The sequence below is a fragment of the Shewanella sp. Scap07 genome, assembly GCF_013394145.1.
In the GTDB taxonomy this organism is placed as follows: domain Bacteria; phylum Pseudomonadota; class Gammaproteobacteria; order Enterobacterales; family Shewanellaceae; genus Shewanella; species Shewanella waksmanii.
Genome location: NZ_CP041329.1, coordinates 357,454 through 373,604, shown reverse-complemented (window position 1 = coordinate 373,604; position 16,151 = coordinate 357,454). Strand labels below are relative to the sequence as shown.

The window sequence follows — 16,151 nt, the reverse complement described above, 5'->3', positions numbered from 1 at the left end:
AAACCTGCAACTCGTTAACCTTTTTGGCACAAGATAGGTTACTATGCGCTCGCTTGAGCTTAGGCTCACTACTTGATTATTGGACGGTATCACCAGTGACCAACGAAGAGTTTATTGAAAAACGACGATTTATCATTAAATTGGGCAAATCTTTGCACAAATTTGGCACCCCTGCCTATCGTTTAGAAGCTCACTTACAAGCGGTTTCCAACTTACTGGGTATCGACGGCTATTTCCTGATCTCTCCCACCGCGATGACCTTTGTACTGCAACATGATACCGACCAAGAGTACAACCATGTTGCTCGCGTGCGACCCGGTGAGCTAGATTTAGGCTCGCTAGCGCGTACCGATGAACTGGTCGATGAGCTCGTGACCGGGCAGCGTACTTTAGCCGAAGCGTTAGAGCGTCTTGAAGAGATCGCTAACAAGCCTAATCCCTATGGCAACCTGCTTACTTTATTAGCCTTTGGTAGCTCAGCCGGCGCTTTTGCCATGCTGATGGGCACCAGTTGGAATGATGTGTTTTGGTCGGCACTGCTCGGATTTATGGTTTATTGGCTGGTTTATCGTGCCGAACGTTCTAAACGTATGGCTGAGACCCTCGAACCCCTAGCGGCAATTTTATGTGCCATTGCGGCCTGTGGTATTGCCCAGTACGACCCCAGTATTAATATTCCGGTGGTGATTTTATCGGGAATTATTATCTTTATCCCCGGCCTAGCCCTCACCTTAGGCTTGGCAGAGTTAGCTGCTCGCGATCTGATATCGGGTACTGCCCGCATCATGGATGCGTGTATGTTGCTGTTTAAACTCTATTTTGGCGCCATATTTGGCATGGTGATCGGCCAGGCCATTTTTGGCGAAGCTATCTACTTTGAACCACAACCGTTACCGCAATGGGCGATATGGTCAGCGGTGCCGATTCTTTCTATGGCGCTGGTTATTATTTTCAAAGCGCGCCTTAAAGATTCCCCTTGGGGAGTACTCGCCGGTATCGTGGCCTTCTTTTCAGCCATGCTTGGCGGCATCTACTTGGGCGATTCAATCGGGATTTTCTTCGGCGCGCTGGCCGTTGGGATCTACTCCAACCTGTACGCGCGGTGGATGAAAGCACCGGCGTCTATCGCATTGCTGCAAGGCATTGTTATCTTGGTACCCGGCAGTAAAACCTACATCGGCCTTAACACCCTCATTTTGGGTGAGACCATGCTTAACCAGAGCCACATTGGCACACAAATATTCCTTATTTTTATGTCACTCATCGCTGGACTTATTTTCGCCAACGTCGCCGTACCACCACGTAAAACCTTATAATTCATCTTTACAGCAGTCACTAGCTTACCCAGGGTAAGTTAGTGATTGTTGATGTAAAATCATCTACTTATTTTGTTTCCAACCTTGACTAAAGCTGAAACTCGGTCTGTTATTAATAGGTCACCTATTTATCGTGTTTAGCGCCTATGTCTCCCTAATTTGATGGTTGGATTATATTGAAAAGCCGCTGTGGTACGTTCATTTTATTGCTCACTCTCAGCCCCGCAGCTTGGAGCGATGTACCACAAGCCCACACCACAGCGGTCACCTCCAGCGCACTAAACCAAGCCTCAGAACATAAAATCAGTAAAATTGTTATCGTCAGTAACCCCATTTTTGATGAATCCGATGAAGACGCATTTTTTATTCACGACTGGGCCAACTACCTGCATATCAATACCCGAGAATCCACCATATTAAACAAGCTGGCATTTGACGAAGGTGACACAGTATCAGTCAAAGATCTGCAAGAAGCTCAGCGCATATTGCGCAAAGAGGCTTACCTGCGCGATGCGGAAATTAGCTTTACCCAACTTGATCCCAACGAGGAAAATAACCACAGTGAGCAAGTAATTTTAGTCGAGACATGGGATAACTGGTCACTGCTACCAACCTTTAGCCTGAGTCACAGTGGTGGTGAAAGTAAGTTCTCGGTGGGGATTAAAGAAGATAATTTGCTTGGTTACGGTATCCGCACTCGACTGCGTTACTCTTCTGATGACGATCGCAGTGGTTACAAATTTGCTATTGAAGCGCCACTCGATGGGTTTATCAAACATTCAACGGTCGCAGTAGATTTTCACGACAACAGTGATGGCCAAGCCACCCAATTGCTGTTCAACAAACCCTTTTATACCCTTGATAGCCTAGATATGTACGGGGTTAACTTTATTGATAATTTACGCACCGATACCATCAAACAAAACGGTGAAGACATCCGTGAGTTTGCCCACCAAATAGATTATCTAAACCTACAATATGGCCGACGAATTAGCCGTAATGCCACCTCGCGCAGCCGCTTGCTTTTCGGTATCACTCAAGATAAACATCAGTTTTCCCACGTGCTCGAATACCCTGATGCTCCGTTGCCGCAAGACCGCGACTTTCTCTACCCTTGGTTAGCCTATGAGTATCTAGATGATGATTTTAGGGTGCTCAATAATATCCACTTAATCAGTCACAATGAGGACGTTAACTTAGGCTGGCACCACTTTATTAAGCTTGGCATCGAAACCCAAGATCTCAACGACAGTGACCCCCTCGGTTATCATATCAACTATTACGCATCACGCGGTTATCAAGCTCACAATCACCTCACTTTACTGTCTTTTAGTGCTGAAGGGGTATTTGCTACCGCCCAAGCAGACCGCTACAAAGCCTCGTTTAGCGCGGAGTATTTTTATCACATCACGCCTAAGTGGACCTCATATAGCAAAGTCAGGCTCACCGGTTCGAAGAATAATTACCTTGACCAACCCATGACGCTTGGCGATGAAACCGGGGTGCGTGGCTACCCAAATGATTATCAACATGGGGATAACCAGTGGCTATTCACCACTGAAATTCGTAACTACCCCAATATCAACCTTTATCAATTAGCTGATTTAGGCTGGGCGGTGTTTACCGATTTGGGTGAAGCGAGTGGCGGCAACTATCAAACCAATGCCATTGACGGCCCTATTGGCAGTGTTGGCATTGGCGCACGCATCTATTCATCACGTTCAAGCTACGGTAATGTGGCCCATATCAACTTTACCGTACCTTATAGAACCGGCCCCAATGTCGATAAATGGGAGTGGCAATTCCAAGTCAAACGCCATTTTTAAGCGACCGTTTTATAGGGAAACCGTCGATAAAAATCGACTAATTCGACGCTAGAACTGGCCTAAAAAAGCTGCGATCATAACTCACTATACAATCGGTTTCAGCGCCGAATTGAAATGCTTTCTGGCAATCAGGGCAAGTTAACGACTGCTGGCGATAGTCTTCATACGCCGCCAAGCTCGCAAAAGTAAACAATGCTAGCGCAACGTTATTCGCACCTTCAGACGGCAGAAAATAACCATTGTGCTGACCACCGAACTTTTCCACTAACGGAATCCACATCTTGGCATACGTTTCAAATTCGCTGATTTTTTTAGGGTCTATAATGTAGCGCACATAACAGGTGACCATAGTGATTTCCTCCTTAAAATAATCCCTAAGCATACCTGCTTATCGGCTGGCTCGCTGACCTTTGATGAGCAGTAAAATAAAGTACATGCCACCCACAACAGACACCACAGTGCCTGCCGCAATCTGCGACGGATAAACCACGTTCTGCCCTATCCAGTCTGACAAAATCATCAGGCCCGCTCCCATCAAGGCTGCAACCGGTAATTGCTGCTGCGCTTTTTTCGCTCCCAGCATCACCGCCATGTGCGGCGCAAGCAAACCCACAAAAGCCACAGGCCCCATCGTGGCTGTCACAAACGCACACAGCAATGCCACACAGCAAAGCAGCAGTAGAAATGCGCGAGGAACATTGAGACCTCTCGCCTTGGCAAAATCACGGCCTGTTGAAATCAGTGTTAGCCAGCGGCTGGTCAACAGTGCAAATGCCATTAAACCCGCTACGCCAAACAGCAGCCACAAAGACGCCACATTAGAGACCCGATATGTCGACCCAGCTAACCAACTCAAAATGGTGTAAGAGGTTTCATCACCGCGCGCCAGCGCAAATTGCACTAGGGCTTCAATGAGTGCCGTTAACGCAATACCGGTTAAAATCAGCATAGATGGTGCAAATTGGTGCCGTCTGCCAAGCAGTAACAGTAGGCCGAGTACGGCCATGCTACCCGCAAATGCAATGAAAGGTGCGGCATCAAAAATATTCAACCCAATAAACACACTGCCAGCGACCAATGCGCAGGTAGCACCGGCCGATATCCCGAGAATATCGGGGCTTGCCAATGGGTTATAAATCAAACGTTGCAGCAGCACCCCAGCCACTGCCAAACCAGCTCCAGCGGCGATGCTGGTCGTGAGCCTTGGCCATTGAACTTGCCAATCAAAAGCACTGGGTAGCTGCCACTGCCAAACAGTATGCGCGTCAATAGTGGCTTGGCCAAATAGCAGCGATACTACTGCTAATACCGCCACGCCCACAGCCATCCATACCACCCCAGATGCGCGCATTTGGTAGGCACTTTTAGGCATTGAAAATGACAACTGATCTTGCGCTGATAATTTACGTCGCGTAAACCATATTAACGCGGGCGCGCCAATCAGGGCAGCCGCAGTACCTGAAGGCACCACATCGAAAGTCAGCGTGCTCATCAGCATTGCTAACGCATCGGTCGCTACCAGCACGATTGCACCTAATAACATACTTAGCAGCAGCTCATCTTTGGGAGTCCGAGCCCCCAATTGCCGGGCAATATTAGGTGCTAATAGGCCAATAAAACTGATCACGCCAACGGTGGTGATCGACACCGACACGAGCCAAATACCTAAGGTAAATAATCCTAAAATTGCAGGGATGATATTTAAACCACGGGCAGCTGCGCCGGCTTGTCCCATGCGTAATAACGCTAGAATACGCGGCGCAAACACAAAAATCAGAATAGCGATCATAAGCTTGGGCCATAACCACTGCACTTGCTGCCAACCGTTTTGTGCTAAATCACCCGCCCCCCAAATAAACAGGTTTTTCGCGTATTGATCGTTAAGCAAGATAATGGCTGTCGCTACCGCGCCCAGTAAGATATTAACCGCCATACCTGCAAGCACCACAGGTAAACCAGACAAGTTATTAATGCCGGCGATAAGAATCACTAAGCCTAAGGTCAGCATGGCACCCGTTGTTGCCGCCAGCGGCGCGTAATCGCCAACCCAGGCTGGGAACCACACATTCATCGCCACTAACGCCAACCAGGCACCGGAAGCGGTACCTAAAGTCATTGGTGATACCAATGAGTTTTGGGTTAGTTGCTGCATCAAGCTACCGACTAAACCTAATACCGCCCCCACCATCAATGCCATCACAATACGCGGCATTTGCGCTTCGACAAACATGATAGCGTCAAAGTCATTAGCCAAGTTGCCGCGCTCAGCGAAGTGAATCAGTAACTGCCATTGCTGCGCTAAACTAATTTGGGTGTCGACTTGCGCAGATATGACGCAGAACACCAACAAGATGGCTAGGCAGAACAGATAGCGCAAGCTCACCGAAGCCATCATGGGGTCACCTCAGTAGCACTGGTTTTACGCGGTGCAATAGCCAATAGGCTTTGGGTCAAGGCCTCAGCCATATACTCTATTGATACCGCGCCACCGTAATTCCACGCCGAGGTCACTGAGCTCATTTTGCCATCCCGAACAAACGGCATGGCATTCCACATCACACTGCCCGCCAGTTGATCTTCCTGGGCAAAGGGCTCGAAATACAAAGCCACCCCTTCACCAATATGCCTAAGGTTTTTCAGTCGCTGCTGTTTCACGCCCCATTGAGTCGGCCCTTGCTTGATTGCCGGCGCAATTCCCAAGCGCTGCAACGCATACTGCGCAGTTGAGTTATCACCGTATTGATATACCGAGGTCATACTGGCAAAGCGAAAGGTAGTGACGGAAGGTAACTGGCCCGCATAGGCTTGCATGAGCTGTGCTTTTAATTCTGCTAAGCGTTGATCCATTTGCGCCAGTCGTTGCTCTGCCTGTTGCTGGCGGCCCAATAAAGTGGCGATATGCTTAAAATTATCAATTGCAGCTTGGGCGTTATCATGCTGCTCGCTGTAGGTTTGAAAAAACAGTACTGGCGCAATTTGCTGTAGCCGCGGCATTAAGTCTAACTGTGGCGAGGCAATAATAATCACATCCGGCTTGAGTGATGCTAGACGCTGCAAGTTTGGCTCAACACGGCCGCCAATATCCATCACACTGTCGGGCACTTCTGGTTTCATAACCCATTGACGGTATTCGCCGATGTCCGGCATCGCAATGGGCGTGACACCCAGTGCCAATACTTGCTCAGCAATATCCCAGTTGAGCGCTGCTACCCTTGATGGTACATGCTCGAATGTATGTTGGCCTTGGCTGTCTTGAACCACGATGACATCTTGAGCGCGGCTGATATTAGTCAATAAGGTGATTGCCACAAGACTTATCAATAGCAGGGCTTGTTGGCAGCGTACTAACATACAATCGCGACCTTATGTGGTTGATGAGGATGGTCGATAAGCGTAACTGGTGTGGCGTATAAATCGCTGAGTCTTTGCTCATCTTGCAGCAAACTAACATCGCCATGAAAAGCCACTTTTCCCGCTTTAAGAGCCACAATTTGGGTGGCATAACGCAAGGCTAAATTCAGATCATGCAAGATAACAATCACGCCTTTACCTGTGGTTTTATTGAGGCGACTGAGTAAATCCATTAACTGATACTGGTGTTGAATATCCAGTGCTGAAGTGGGCTCATCGAGGATCAAAAGTTCTGCTTGCTGAGCGAGCAGCATGGCCACCCAAGTTCGCTGGCGCTCACCACCTGAAAGCTGGTCGGCCAAGGTATCTTTAAACTGCGTCACCCCGGTTTCGGCCATTGCATCAGCGATGATTTGCTCATCTTCTTTGCGCCAACGGCCTAAGGTTCCGCGCCACGGGAAACGGCCTAACCTAACAAGTTCGGCGACATTCAACCCGGCCACTTCAGGCAATTTTTGTGGTAAGTAAGCCACGGTTTGTGCCAGTGCTTTAGCACTGTACTGCTGCAAGGTTTTGTCCGCTAAGGTGACGGTTCCCTGCTCGGGCTGGAATTGATTGGCAAGTAAGTTAACCAAAGTCGATTTACCAGAACCATTGTGTCCTAGTACCACAGTTAACGCGTGAGGATCGATATTTAGCTGCTCAATATCTAAGATTGTGCGCTGCTCGCGGATCACTTTGACATCTTTTAGTTGATACATGTATTACTCTTTACTTGAGCCGAGGGCAATTGGCACATTTACTTCCAGTTTGGGTTTTATAGACCGCGCAACAGCTGCTGCGTTGCAATACTAACTTACCTTCACAATTGCTATGAACCGTATCAAGCGCACGAAGGGGTAACGACATTGCCTCAAGCCACCAACCAATATGCTGACGTAAGCTGGCAGTGGGCATCTCTGGATGCGTTTGCTGTAACAATAATAAGCGACTGATTAACGTATCAGCTAATAGCGTATCGGTAAACTTAGGTCGGCATCGCACAGACTGGTCGAGCTCAACTCGATAATGGTCAAACATGGCACGCAACTGTTGCCCGGCTTGCTGAATGAGTTGCTTGACTGAGCCACTTGCACAGGCAGTACAGCTAAAACTGAAACCTGCCACCACACCATCACAATGGCGCTGCTGCATATGCTGCAAATTAGGTAAAGCCTGACATTGATAGATGGCGGTAACCGCAAGATACAAAGGTTGCCAAGTCAGCAAATCCCAGCTTCTGGTAAGCCAGTAACTGCGACCCGCTTCTGGCGCTTGTTGCTGTAGATGATGATGCAGTGACTTAATGGTCGTGACGTTGCTGCCATTAACACTGATGTGACTGTCATTCGCTTGCAGTTCTGCCGTTGCCATCGCCTTAAGGTAGGGCGACAGTTGTTCACAGTGCTGATAAATCTGCTGAATAACCTGTTGTGTCATAGTTCACCAAACGGGTTAAGCGGTGAGCCTGACTCACCACTTAACAACACTTTAGAAATTATACTTAAAGTTCAGTTCGATATTGCGCTCTGCGCCATACCAGCAGTTCACGGAGTCATAACAGGTATAGTACTCTTCATTGAACAGGTTGTTGGCCACAAGGTTTACGCTGGCACCAAGCAAGCTGGCACTGAGTTCACTCAGATCATATCCTACAGAGAGGTCAACTAAAGTGTACGACTCAACAGTATCGGTGTTCATTGCATCCATCTGCATTTCACCCACATAGCGAACGCCGCCACCAATGCGCATACCGGCTAGTGCACCGTCATCGATGTGATAGTTAGTCCATAGTGACGCGGCATGTTTAGGCACATAAATAGGTTGTGTACCTTGTAAACCATTGCCGGCATCTTTAGTAATTTCCATATCGATGTAGGTATAGTTCAGTGCGACATCAAAGTTATCGGTCACAAACCAATGGCCTTCAAACTCAGCGCCACGGGATTCGATTTCACCAATTTGTAGCTTGTCACCCCAAGGATCATCAGGGTTGGCCATGAGCGCGTCACTTTTAACAATGTTGAAAAATGAAATCGCTGCCGTTTTACTGGCATCATCAGAGCTATATTTTAAACCGAACTCAAACTGCTCACCCATTTCAGGCTTGTAGGTTGTTCCGTCGGTTTTAGTGCCTGCAACAGGTTCAAAGCTAGTGGCATAGCTAATGAAGGGGGAAATACCATTTTCAAACTCATACATGGCTCCCACACGGTAAGAGAACTCTTGCTGATCGGCCTGGGTTTTACTGGCACCATAATCGTCAGAGTAGTCGCTCGATGAGCTATAGTCGTCCCAGCGGCCGCCAACAATCATGATTAATTGGTCAAAACGCATTTGGTTTTGGAAATATACGCCCAACTGCTCAACTTGCACGTCATCAGTCGCGTCATAGGTGGATGACAGCTGAGATGGGTCAATCATATCGTTATTCGGGTTAAAGATATTAAAGGTCCCGAATTGGCTAGTTGTGCCGTACTCTGAATATGCAGACACACCATCAAGTTTCTGGTAATCCAAACCAAACAATAGATTATGTTCAACGCTGCCGGTCATCACTAAGCCGGACAATTGGTTATCTATGGTGTAACCCGTTGAGCTTTCTTCAGTGCTGTAAATATTACGGTCTAAATCACCAGTCTCTGGATTAAAGTTATCACCAATATGATAGGTATTCTTTTGGGTCAGTGACGCATCCATATAGCGGAAGTTCTGCAAAAATGACCAGTTATCATTGAATTCATGATTAATTTTATAACCCGCTAATACAAACTCACGCTCAAATTCAGACCAGTTTTTATCGCCTGCAAAGGTCGATGGACTGGTGCTGCCATTAGGGTTATCGTAAATCATCCCCGATGCGGGTAGCGACGAGTTCATCCCCATTGATGGGTCTTTTTGATAGTACAGGTTGAAATTCACATAGGTGCTGTCAGATACATTCCAGTCAATCGACGGGGCAAATACAAAGCGCTCCTCTTCAGTATGATCCACTTGACCATCTTTACTGCGCGCTAATGCAATCACTCGATAAGAAAAATCGCTGTCGCCAATTTGTCCAGTAGTATCAATTGACGCTTCCATTAGGTTATGCGAGCCGGTGGCCACATTGACCTCAGTGCTGCTGGTGCTTTGTGGCGTTTTGGCAATCATATTCACCATGCCACCTGGTGGCATAGAACCATAAAGTACCGATGTTGGGCCTTTAAAAACTTCGACCTGTTCTAACGCGATAGGATCAATTTGCGGTTGCAAGTTCCAACCATTGAGGTACTGCAGTACTAGACCATCATAGTAGCTCTGATTAACGTCAAAACCACGGATGTTAAAGGTGTCATACATAGTGACCGCGCCACCTTTTTGCTCAGTGGTCACACCCGGTACGTAGCGCAATGCTTGGTTTAAAGATTTCACACCACGCTCATGCAGTAACTCACTATCAATAACCGTAACGCCTTGTGGCGTTTCTTGCGGTGTGAGGGCGGTTTTGGTTGCGGTATTACGGTAAGCTTGACCCAGTACCGTAATGGTTTCCATTGTTGGGATCTCAATGGCGAGATCATCACTTTCAGCCGCTACGACCTGCGCTGAACATACTAACGACGTGCTAATTGCTGTCGCAACCACTGTTAGCTTAAATGACTTGTTAAATGCTGTTGAGACCATGCCGCCCTCTTCTACCCTGTAACCGTGCCGATTATTAATTTAACCTGAACACTAATGAGAATGATTATCAAGTGCGGATGATATACTGTTTCATTTGCTCACATTTAACAATTTGGTGCATTAAAGTAGGAAAGTCGCAAATAGCTGCTTAAATCGCGAGTGGAATCACAGTTTTGTGGTGGGGGCAACGGGTAACCAATACTCCATTTTATTCGGCTCTTGACCGAGCAGTGCCAACTCACCATAGCATTCAAGCTCAAAGCCATTAATGCTGTCATAGCCAGAATCTGGCAGCCATTCACAAATCAGACATTCAACCAACTGGCTAAAGCCACTTAACTGGCCTTGATATGACACCACAGCGTATTCTTGGGCCGGAATAGACAACGAAGCCAACGCTGACTCACCAAGCTCTGCTTGCAACAAGCCTAACTGTTCGGGCACCAGATCTAGCCCAGCCCAATATTCGACACTTTGCTGCTGATCATTGGTGTGGCGAGTATCTACCACGCCTATCATTTGCGCACTGAGCGGTTCAATTTTAGCGACCCGCGCCAGCAGCTTTTCCCACGTCAGCGGTACTTGAGTATAAAAGTCAGGGTTGTCAGCTAATACCCCTTGCAGCGAGGTGAATAATCCGGTGATTTGCAACGGCGAACGGTATTCAATACGGGTATGTAAAAAGGCTCTGTCGATGGGTTCGCCATGGCGAATCTTGATGGGCGTGCGCAGCCCGACTCGAATACCCCGACGTCGGTAAGCGCTGGGGCTTAAGCCGAAAAACTGTTTAAATGCACGGCTAAAACTTACCTCGGAGGCAAAGCCATGCTGCAGCGCAACATCTAGCATACGGGCATCACTTTGCAATACGGCATCAGCTGCTAGGCTCAATTTCAGCTCACGAACATACTGTGCAACATTAAGGCCTGTTTGCTGTTGAAAAATACGCTGCAACTGCCAACGAGACACGCCACAAACCTCAGCTAAATCATCTAAAGCTAATGCTTGCTCCAAATTATCATGGATATAGGCCAACACTCGCTCTGTTCGAGTGAAAGGACTTTGGCGTGACATGATGCTCTCTTTACTAGTGATATTGTTGATAAGCTACGCGATATAAAATTTATAGCAAGTCACGCAGCCAGTTCACTGTTATCCATTTTAGTATCAGCCGCCACTTGTTCAATAAACTATTCACGAGCTGACCGCTATCGATTAGGGTGCCACAAACGGGTCACTCAGTTTCTCATCGCTGAGCATGTGATGATCTGTTAGCGTATGCAAGAAGGCCACCAGTGCGGCTTTTTCTTCATCGCTGAAATTAAATTTAACCGGCTCTCCATTACCCATAGTGAGCTGATTTGCCAGATTGGGATGTGGCTGAATGCCTTGACTATAGTGATCTATTACCTCCTCAAGTGTCGCAAAACGTCCATCATGCATATAGGGTGGACGTGCACCAACATTCACCAACGACGGGGTTTTGAATTTGCCTATGTCATTCACATTCATGGTCGTCTCAAACACGCCTAGATCACCCACTGATTCATCATCTAAACCATTATTGGTTGCTGCAGTGGTGGCAAATTGTCCCGGCACTTCTAGGCCAACAAACGCCTCAGAAATATGGCAGCCGGCGCAATTGGCAACCTCACCGTTACCAAGATCTCTTGGTCTAAAGAACAGATCTTTGCCCTGATTCTCAAGCGCGGTAAATCCTGGAAAGGCTTGCGTAGCGGTGATCACGTCGGCGCGGGCAATATCATACTTTGATTGAGTACTCACGATACTACGCTGGAACTGCGCTAACGCTTGAGCAATGCGCTCGTGACTCACTGTATCATCACCAAATGCGGCATTAAACAGGGGGGGATAGTAGCTTTGCTGTTGTACAATTTGCTCCAATTGCGTCAACGTTAACCCCATTTCCACTGGATCTTGAAACGGCATCAATACTTGCTCTTCAAGAGAAGCGGCGCGCTCATCCCAAAAGAATTTCCCAGAAGCATAAAACCTAACATTGGCCAATCCCATTGAATGACGACGGGTCAATCCACCTTCAAAACCTGTACTTTGTACTTGTGAGTCTGAGAAAGCGTGCGCTTGCTGATGACACGATGCGCAGGCAACAGTGCCATTGGCACTGAGTTTTTTATCGTAAAACAGCACTCTACCGAGTGTGGCCCCAGCGTCTGTAATCCCATTGTCTGCGGGGGTATTATCCAGCGCAATCGCCGCACGCTGAAAGGGGTTGTTGTCTGAGAAATCATTACTGAGATAATGCGCAGGCAGCGCTACTGCCGCATAATTATCTAGCTGTTGTGGTAACTGCAATGTTACTGCTTCACTCCAGCGATTAGGATCGTTAGGAAACGCATCCGCGTTATCACCCACCCCATCGCCATCTGAGTCCGCCCATTCACTGGCATCATTGACAAAAACATCACTATTGTCACCCACACCATCCCCATCGCTATCTAGCCACTCACTGGCATCATCAACAAAGGCATCACTATTATCGCCAAAGCCATCATTGTCTGAGTCTAGCCATTCATTGGCATCATTGGGAAAAGCATCTTGATCATCAGCGACACCGTCAGCATCGCTATCAAGCACAATAGGACTTGGCGCTGGTTCACTGGCATCATCGGAACCTCCGCATGCAGTTAAAACGAGTAAAGACAATATTATCCACGGGAGAATTCGCATAGTGACATCCTGTTGTTGTTCTGGACGGAGCCAATGTGCTCGGCATTACGCAATTGGCTGCAATCAATGTGTCTATGATAGCGTTGTGAATGTAAGCAAATGTCAACTGGGTGTAATGATACGCAAATGTTAACCAGATGTAGCAATCAAGATGGTAGCGTTTAAAGCCTAGCTAAGAATAACTATAGTTTAATGATCTGATCAGCCACTTCAATCATAGAGCGCGCCATAATATCGGGCTTTTTGTACAGCGGATGATAAGGGCTCGCTAACCTATCGACAAACGCACCATGCAGCCCCGCACACAGCGCACCATGGGTATCCCAGTCATGCGCTGCCACCAGCCTTGTCTGATGGGCTGGTACATTAAGCTGATTCAGTGCCAATTGATAGGCCGCTGCAGCAGGTTTAAAAGTCGCAGCGGTTTCAACGGAAATGACCTCATCGAATAAGGTTATGATGCCGGCATTGGTGAGTTGCGCGTTGAGTAGCGCCAATGATGAATTCGATAGCGCCACTAATTTAAAACCGGCTTGTCGCAATTTTTGCATAGCGGGAACGATGTCATCATGAGCTGCAAGCTGAGCAAAAGTTGCCAGGATCTCGTCAATACTTTCCGAGCTTAATGAGACTTGCACGCGACCCGCTAGGCTAAGTAAAGCTGCTCTGGCTAAGCTCTTAAAGTCACTACGTACCGATGTGGTCACACATACTGTTGAGGAGTGTAACAGCATGGCAAACCAGGTGCTCATATGTAACTCATCGCCAAAATAGTGCTGAAACTTGGGTTTCAAACTGGCCAGATCTAACACGGTTTCGTTGATATCAAACAAGATGACCTGCTGAGACATGACTGAACCTCACGTTTATTTTTAGAATGGGTAGTGGCTAAACATATCCTCAATCATCCCATTGAGTTGCTGCGGGTCACTGTTCATTTTGGCAAAAGTCCGCAGGCCGGCAATCTGAATCTGTACGTGGTTTGCCAAGTCAGAGGCAGTTTTAGTAGTACTAATCTCGCCTTTGGCCTGAGCCTGCTCAATGATTGCTGCAAACTCGGCGGCGATCTCTCCCAAATGCGCTTTGGTAGTCTCAATCAATGGCTGATTTTCTTCAGTCAGCTCACTCAGTGTTTTAGATAGCATGCACATGCCATTGGGGGCCGTGGATTGCGTATCAATGACTTGTGCTTTAACAAATGCTTTTAACGCCATAATTGGCGAATCATGTTGCTGACGACATGCTTCAATATGAGCGAGCCCCATATCGGTATAGTTGCGTAAGGTGGCTTTAAACAGGCCATCTTTGCTACCAAATGCGGCATAAATGCTGCCTGGGCGCATATCAATGACATCTTGAAGATTGCGCATCGACGTCGCATGAAACCCCTTTTGCCAATAGAGGTTGGTTGCTTTGTCTACAACCTGCTGACGATCATATTTTGCCACTTTTGCCATTTATCGAGCCTACCACCAACGTTGAACATTCGTTCAATTATAGTTTTTAGCTTTCTCAAGGTAAAGGCTAAAGTGACGGCGCTGCCATTTAATCACAGCCAAAAAAGACAATATAAAAAATAATTAGTGACTTTATTGCATGAAGATCAAGATCTTAAATATTAAGATGGCACCAAATTGAACGACTGTTCAAAATAAAGCTTGAACGATCGTTCAAATAAATCTATAGTCTATTACATCAACGAGGGCTGTCGACCTGCCTTCATTCAAACCAGATGCAGATAAGCAAACCATTGGAGCATATGATGAGCAAATTTACCTTTCACACTGTAGACACCGCGCCAGCTGAAAGTAAGCCTATGTTAGAGGGCGCCATAAAACAGATGGGCAGCATACCGGGTTTGTACGCGGTGATGGCTCAATCACCTGAAACCTTAAAAGCCTACCAGCAACTGCATCAATTATTTACCGCAACCTCATTCGATGCAGAAGAGCTGACTGTGGTATGGCAAACCATCAATGTCGAGCACGAGTGTCACTTCTGTGTTCCAGCCCATACAGCCATCGCGCATTCAATGAAAGTTGATCCAGCAATTACCGAAGCACTGCGTAATCAAACATCAATGCCAACGGCTAAACTACAAGCGTTGCATGATTTCACCCTTGCTATGGTGCGCGAGCGCGGCAATGTGAGCGATGAACAATTAGCAGCATTTTTCGCAGCAGGTTACGGCCAGCAACAAGTGATTGAAGTGATTCTAGGCCTATCACAAAAAGTGATCAGCAACTATGTCAATCACGTTGCCAAAACCCCTGTCGACCCCTTGTTTGCCGAGTTTACTTGGAACAAATAACTTTGTTTGTGAGCCAGTCTACTCACCCCGTAGACTGGTTTTGTTCAACATGTCATCTACGCCTGATGGAAGAATAATGAGTAACAAGATCAAGTTAGACATCATTTCCGATGTTGTGTGCCCGTGGTGCATTGTCGGTTACAAACACCTCGAAGCAGCCATTGCAGAACTTGGCCTAGAAGATCAGGTTGAGATTGAGTGGCAACCGTTTGAGCTCAATCCAGATATGCCGGCACAGGGCGAAGAGTTACGCGCTCACCTAGCCAGAAAATATGGTTCTAACCGCGAAGATAGCGACAATGCACGCGCCGCTATCACTCAACGGGGGGCTGACTACGGTTTCGAATTTAATTTTTATGATGATATGCACATCGTCAATACACTTGATGCCCACGTGCTACTTGAGCTGGCACAACAAATGGGATTACAAACTCAGCTTAAATTACGTTTATTCTCAGCCTACTTTTCTGAGAAAAAGGATGTGTCGAACAGAAAGGTCTTAATCAATGAGGCTGTAGCGGTGGGCATTGACCGCGAACAAGCAGCTGAGCTACTGGCTGATACGAAGGCACGCCGGCAAATTAAAGCCAAAATCGGCCAATGGCAACAAATGGGAATCTCTGGCGTCCCCACCGTGGTGTTCAATCGCAATAGTGCTGTCACCGGAGCACAACCGCAAGCCACCTTTAAGCAAATACTGCTTGAGCTGCAGCAAGTTTAATTTTAAATCAGGCTATGCTGCTTTAACGTATAGTGCCCGCAGGTTTAATACCATCCACTTCTGCAACGCATCGTCGTTGTAGCGTGGATGCCATGCGGCAATAACATCGAAGGGCTGCGGCGCAACTTCTGCCAGCGAAGGCTGGTTTGCAATAGATAAGCTACGAGGTGCCACACAAATAGGGTGCTCTTCAAATAACTTAATCACCGCTA

At 47.3% G+C, this 16,151-nt stretch carries 15 protein-coding genes; 4 read left to right on the top strand and 11 right to left on the bottom strand.

The features are described 5' to 3' along the window. Window positions 1-95: 95 nt before the first annotated feature. Both FLM48_RS01895 and FLM48_RS01890 read left to right on the top strand, forming a co-directional pair. Window positions 96-1,316 (top strand): threonine/serine exporter ThrE family protein, encoded by a 1,221-nt coding sequence (locus tag FLM48_RS01895; protein ID WP_028775309.1) that lies wholly within the window; start codon window positions 96-98, stop codon window positions 1,314-1,316. 176 nt (window positions 1,317-1,492) lie between these two features. Beyond that, a complete protein-coding gene (locus FLM48_RS01890; RefSeq protein ID WP_372847443.1) occupies window positions 1,493-3,142 on the top strand; it encodes a ShlB/FhaC/HecB family hemolysin secretion/activation protein in 1,650 nt (549 codons plus the stop codon). Window positions 3,143-3,179: 37 nt separating this feature from the next. On the opposite strand, the gene FLM48_RS01885 is transcribed toward FLM48_RS01890, so the two are convergent. The 10 genes from FLM48_RS01885 to FLM48_RS01840 form a co-directional block, all read right to left on the bottom strand. Then, the gene (locus FLM48_RS01885) at window positions 3,180-3,491 is read right to left on the bottom strand and encodes an NIPSNAP family protein (RefSeq protein ID WP_179023085.1); all 312 of its coding nucleotides are present in this window, start codon (window positions 3,489-3,491) and stop codon (window positions 3,180-3,182) included. A gap of 39 nt (window positions 3,492-3,530) precedes the next feature. Further along, window positions 3,531-5,537, bottom strand: coding sequence for a Fe(3+)-hydroxamate ABC transporter permease FhuB (fhuB, locus tag FLM48_RS01880; protein ID WP_256871016.1), 2,007 nt, complete (start codon window positions 5,535-5,537; stop codon window positions 3,531-3,533). Next, complete coding sequence (locus FLM48_RS01875; protein ID WP_179023083.1) at window positions 5,534-6,493, bottom strand: iron-siderophore ABC transporter substrate-binding protein; 960 nt, start codon at window positions 6,491-6,493, stop codon at window positions 5,534-5,536. Before FLM48_RS01875 ends, fhuB begins: the two co-directional genes overlap by 4 nt. Next, entirely contained in the window at window positions 6,487-7,254 is a 768-nt protein-coding gene (locus FLM48_RS01870) for an ABC transporter ATP-binding protein (RefSeq protein WP_179023081.1), read from the bottom strand. Before FLM48_RS01870 ends, FLM48_RS01875 begins: the two co-directional genes overlap by 7 nt. A gap of 10 nt (window positions 7,255-7,264) precedes the next feature. Further along, the gene (locus tag FLM48_RS01865) at window positions 7,265-7,972 is read right to left on the bottom strand and encodes a siderophore ferric iron reductase (RefSeq protein WP_028775304.1); all 708 of its coding nucleotides are present in this window, start codon (window positions 7,970-7,972) and stop codon (window positions 7,265-7,267) included. A 51-nt stretch (window positions 7,973-8,023) separates the two neighbouring features. Continuing rightward, complete coding sequence (locus FLM48_RS01860) at window positions 8,024-10,198, bottom strand: TonB-dependent siderophore receptor (RefSeq protein ID WP_179023079.1); 2,175 nt, start codon at window positions 10,196-10,198, stop codon at window positions 8,024-8,026. Between the two features lie 165 nt (window positions 10,199-10,363). Then, on the bottom strand, window positions 10,364-11,272 hold the full coding sequence (locus FLM48_RS01855; RefSeq protein WP_179023077.1) for a helix-turn-helix domain-containing protein: 909 nt from the start codon (window positions 11,270-11,272) through the stop codon (window positions 10,364-10,366). Window positions 11,273-11,413: 141 nt separating this feature from the next. Beyond that, a complete protein-coding gene (locus FLM48_RS01850) occupies window positions 11,414-12,907 on the bottom strand; it encodes a cytochrome-c peroxidase (protein WP_179023076.1) in 1,494 nt (497 codons plus the stop codon). Window positions 12,908-13,089: 182 nt separating this feature from the next. Then, window positions 13,090-13,758, bottom strand: coding sequence for a haloacid dehalogenase type II (locus FLM48_RS01845; RefSeq protein ID WP_179023074.1), 669 nt, complete (start codon window positions 13,756-13,758; stop codon window positions 13,090-13,092). Between the two features lie 21 nt (window positions 13,759-13,779). Then, window positions 13,780-14,364: a TetR/AcrR family transcriptional regulator gene (locus FLM48_RS01840; protein WP_028775301.1), complete on the bottom strand. Its 585-nt coding sequence runs from the start codon at window positions 14,362-14,364 to the stop codon at window positions 13,780-13,782. 305 nt (window positions 14,365-14,669) lie between these two features. Between FLM48_RS01840 and FLM48_RS01835 the strand changes: the two genes are divergently transcribed. Together FLM48_RS01835 and FLM48_RS01830 are read left to right on the top strand one after the other, a co-directional pair. Further along, on the top strand, window positions 14,670-15,218 hold the full coding sequence (locus FLM48_RS01835; RefSeq protein WP_028775300.1) for a carboxymuconolactone decarboxylase family protein: 549 nt from the start codon (window positions 14,670-14,672) through the stop codon (window positions 15,216-15,218). Between the two features lie 76 nt (window positions 15,219-15,294). Then, entirely contained in the window at window positions 15,295-15,939 is a 645-nt protein-coding gene (locus tag FLM48_RS01830; RefSeq protein WP_179023072.1) for a DsbA family oxidoreductase, read from the top strand. Between the two features lie 12 nt (window positions 15,940-15,951). Here FLM48_RS01830 and FLM48_RS01825 read toward each other — a convergent pair whose 3' ends face one another. Further along, the gene (locus FLM48_RS01825) at window positions 15,952-16,146 is read right to left on the bottom strand and encodes a hypothetical protein (protein ID WP_179022696.1); all 195 of its coding nucleotides are present in this window, start codon (window positions 16,144-16,146) and stop codon (window positions 15,952-15,954) included. Between the last annotated feature and the right edge of the window lie 5 nt (window positions 16,147-16,151).

Excerpts from the sequence above, each read along its gene's own strand:
- FLM48_RS01860 (WP_179023079.1), bottom strand. The coding sequence starts at position 10,198 with ATGGTCTCAACAGCATTTAACAAGTCATTTAAGCTAACAGTGGTTGCG.
- FLM48_RS01850 (WP_179023076.1), bottom strand. The coding sequence starts at position 12,907 with ATGCGAATTCTCCCGTGGATAATATTGTCTTTACTCGTTTTAACTGCA.
- FLM48_RS01855 (WP_179023077.1), bottom strand. The coding sequence starts at position 11,272 with ATGTCACGCCAAAGTCCTTTCACTCGAACAGAGCGAGTGTTGGCCTAT.
- fhuB (WP_256871016.1), bottom strand. The coding sequence starts at position 5,537 with ATGATGGCTTCGGTGAGCTTGCGCTATCTGTTCTGCCTAGCCATCTTG.
- FLM48_RS01840 (WP_028775301.1), bottom strand. The coding sequence starts at position 14,364 with ATGGCAAAAGTGGCAAAATATGATCGTCAGCAGGTTGTAGACAAAGCA.
- FLM48_RS01875 (WP_179023083.1), bottom strand. The coding sequence starts at position 6,493 with ATGTTAGTACGCTGCCAACAAGCCCTGCTATTGATAAGTCTTGTGGCA.
- FLM48_RS01885 (WP_179023085.1), bottom strand. The coding sequence starts at position 3,491 with ATGGTCACCTGTTATGTGCGCTACATTATAGACCCTAAAAAAATCAGC.
- FLM48_RS01835 (WP_028775300.1), top strand. The coding sequence starts at position 14,670 with ATGAGCAAATTTACCTTTCACACTGTAGACACCGCGCCAGCTGAAAGT.
- FLM48_RS01845 (WP_179023074.1), bottom strand. The coding sequence starts at position 13,758 with ATGTCTCAGCAGGTCATCTTGTTTGATATCAACGAAACCGTGTTAGAT.
- FLM48_RS01870 (WP_179023081.1), bottom strand. The coding sequence starts at position 7,254 with ATGTATCAACTAAAAGATGTCAAAGTGATCCGCGAGCAGCGCACAATC.
- FLM48_RS01865 (WP_028775304.1), bottom strand. The coding sequence starts at position 7,972 with ATGACACAACAGGTTATTCAGCAGATTTATCAGCACTGTGAACAACTG.
- FLM48_RS01830 (WP_179023072.1), top strand. The coding sequence starts at position 15,295 with ATGAGTAACAAGATCAAGTTAGACATCATTTCCGATGTTGTGTGCCCG.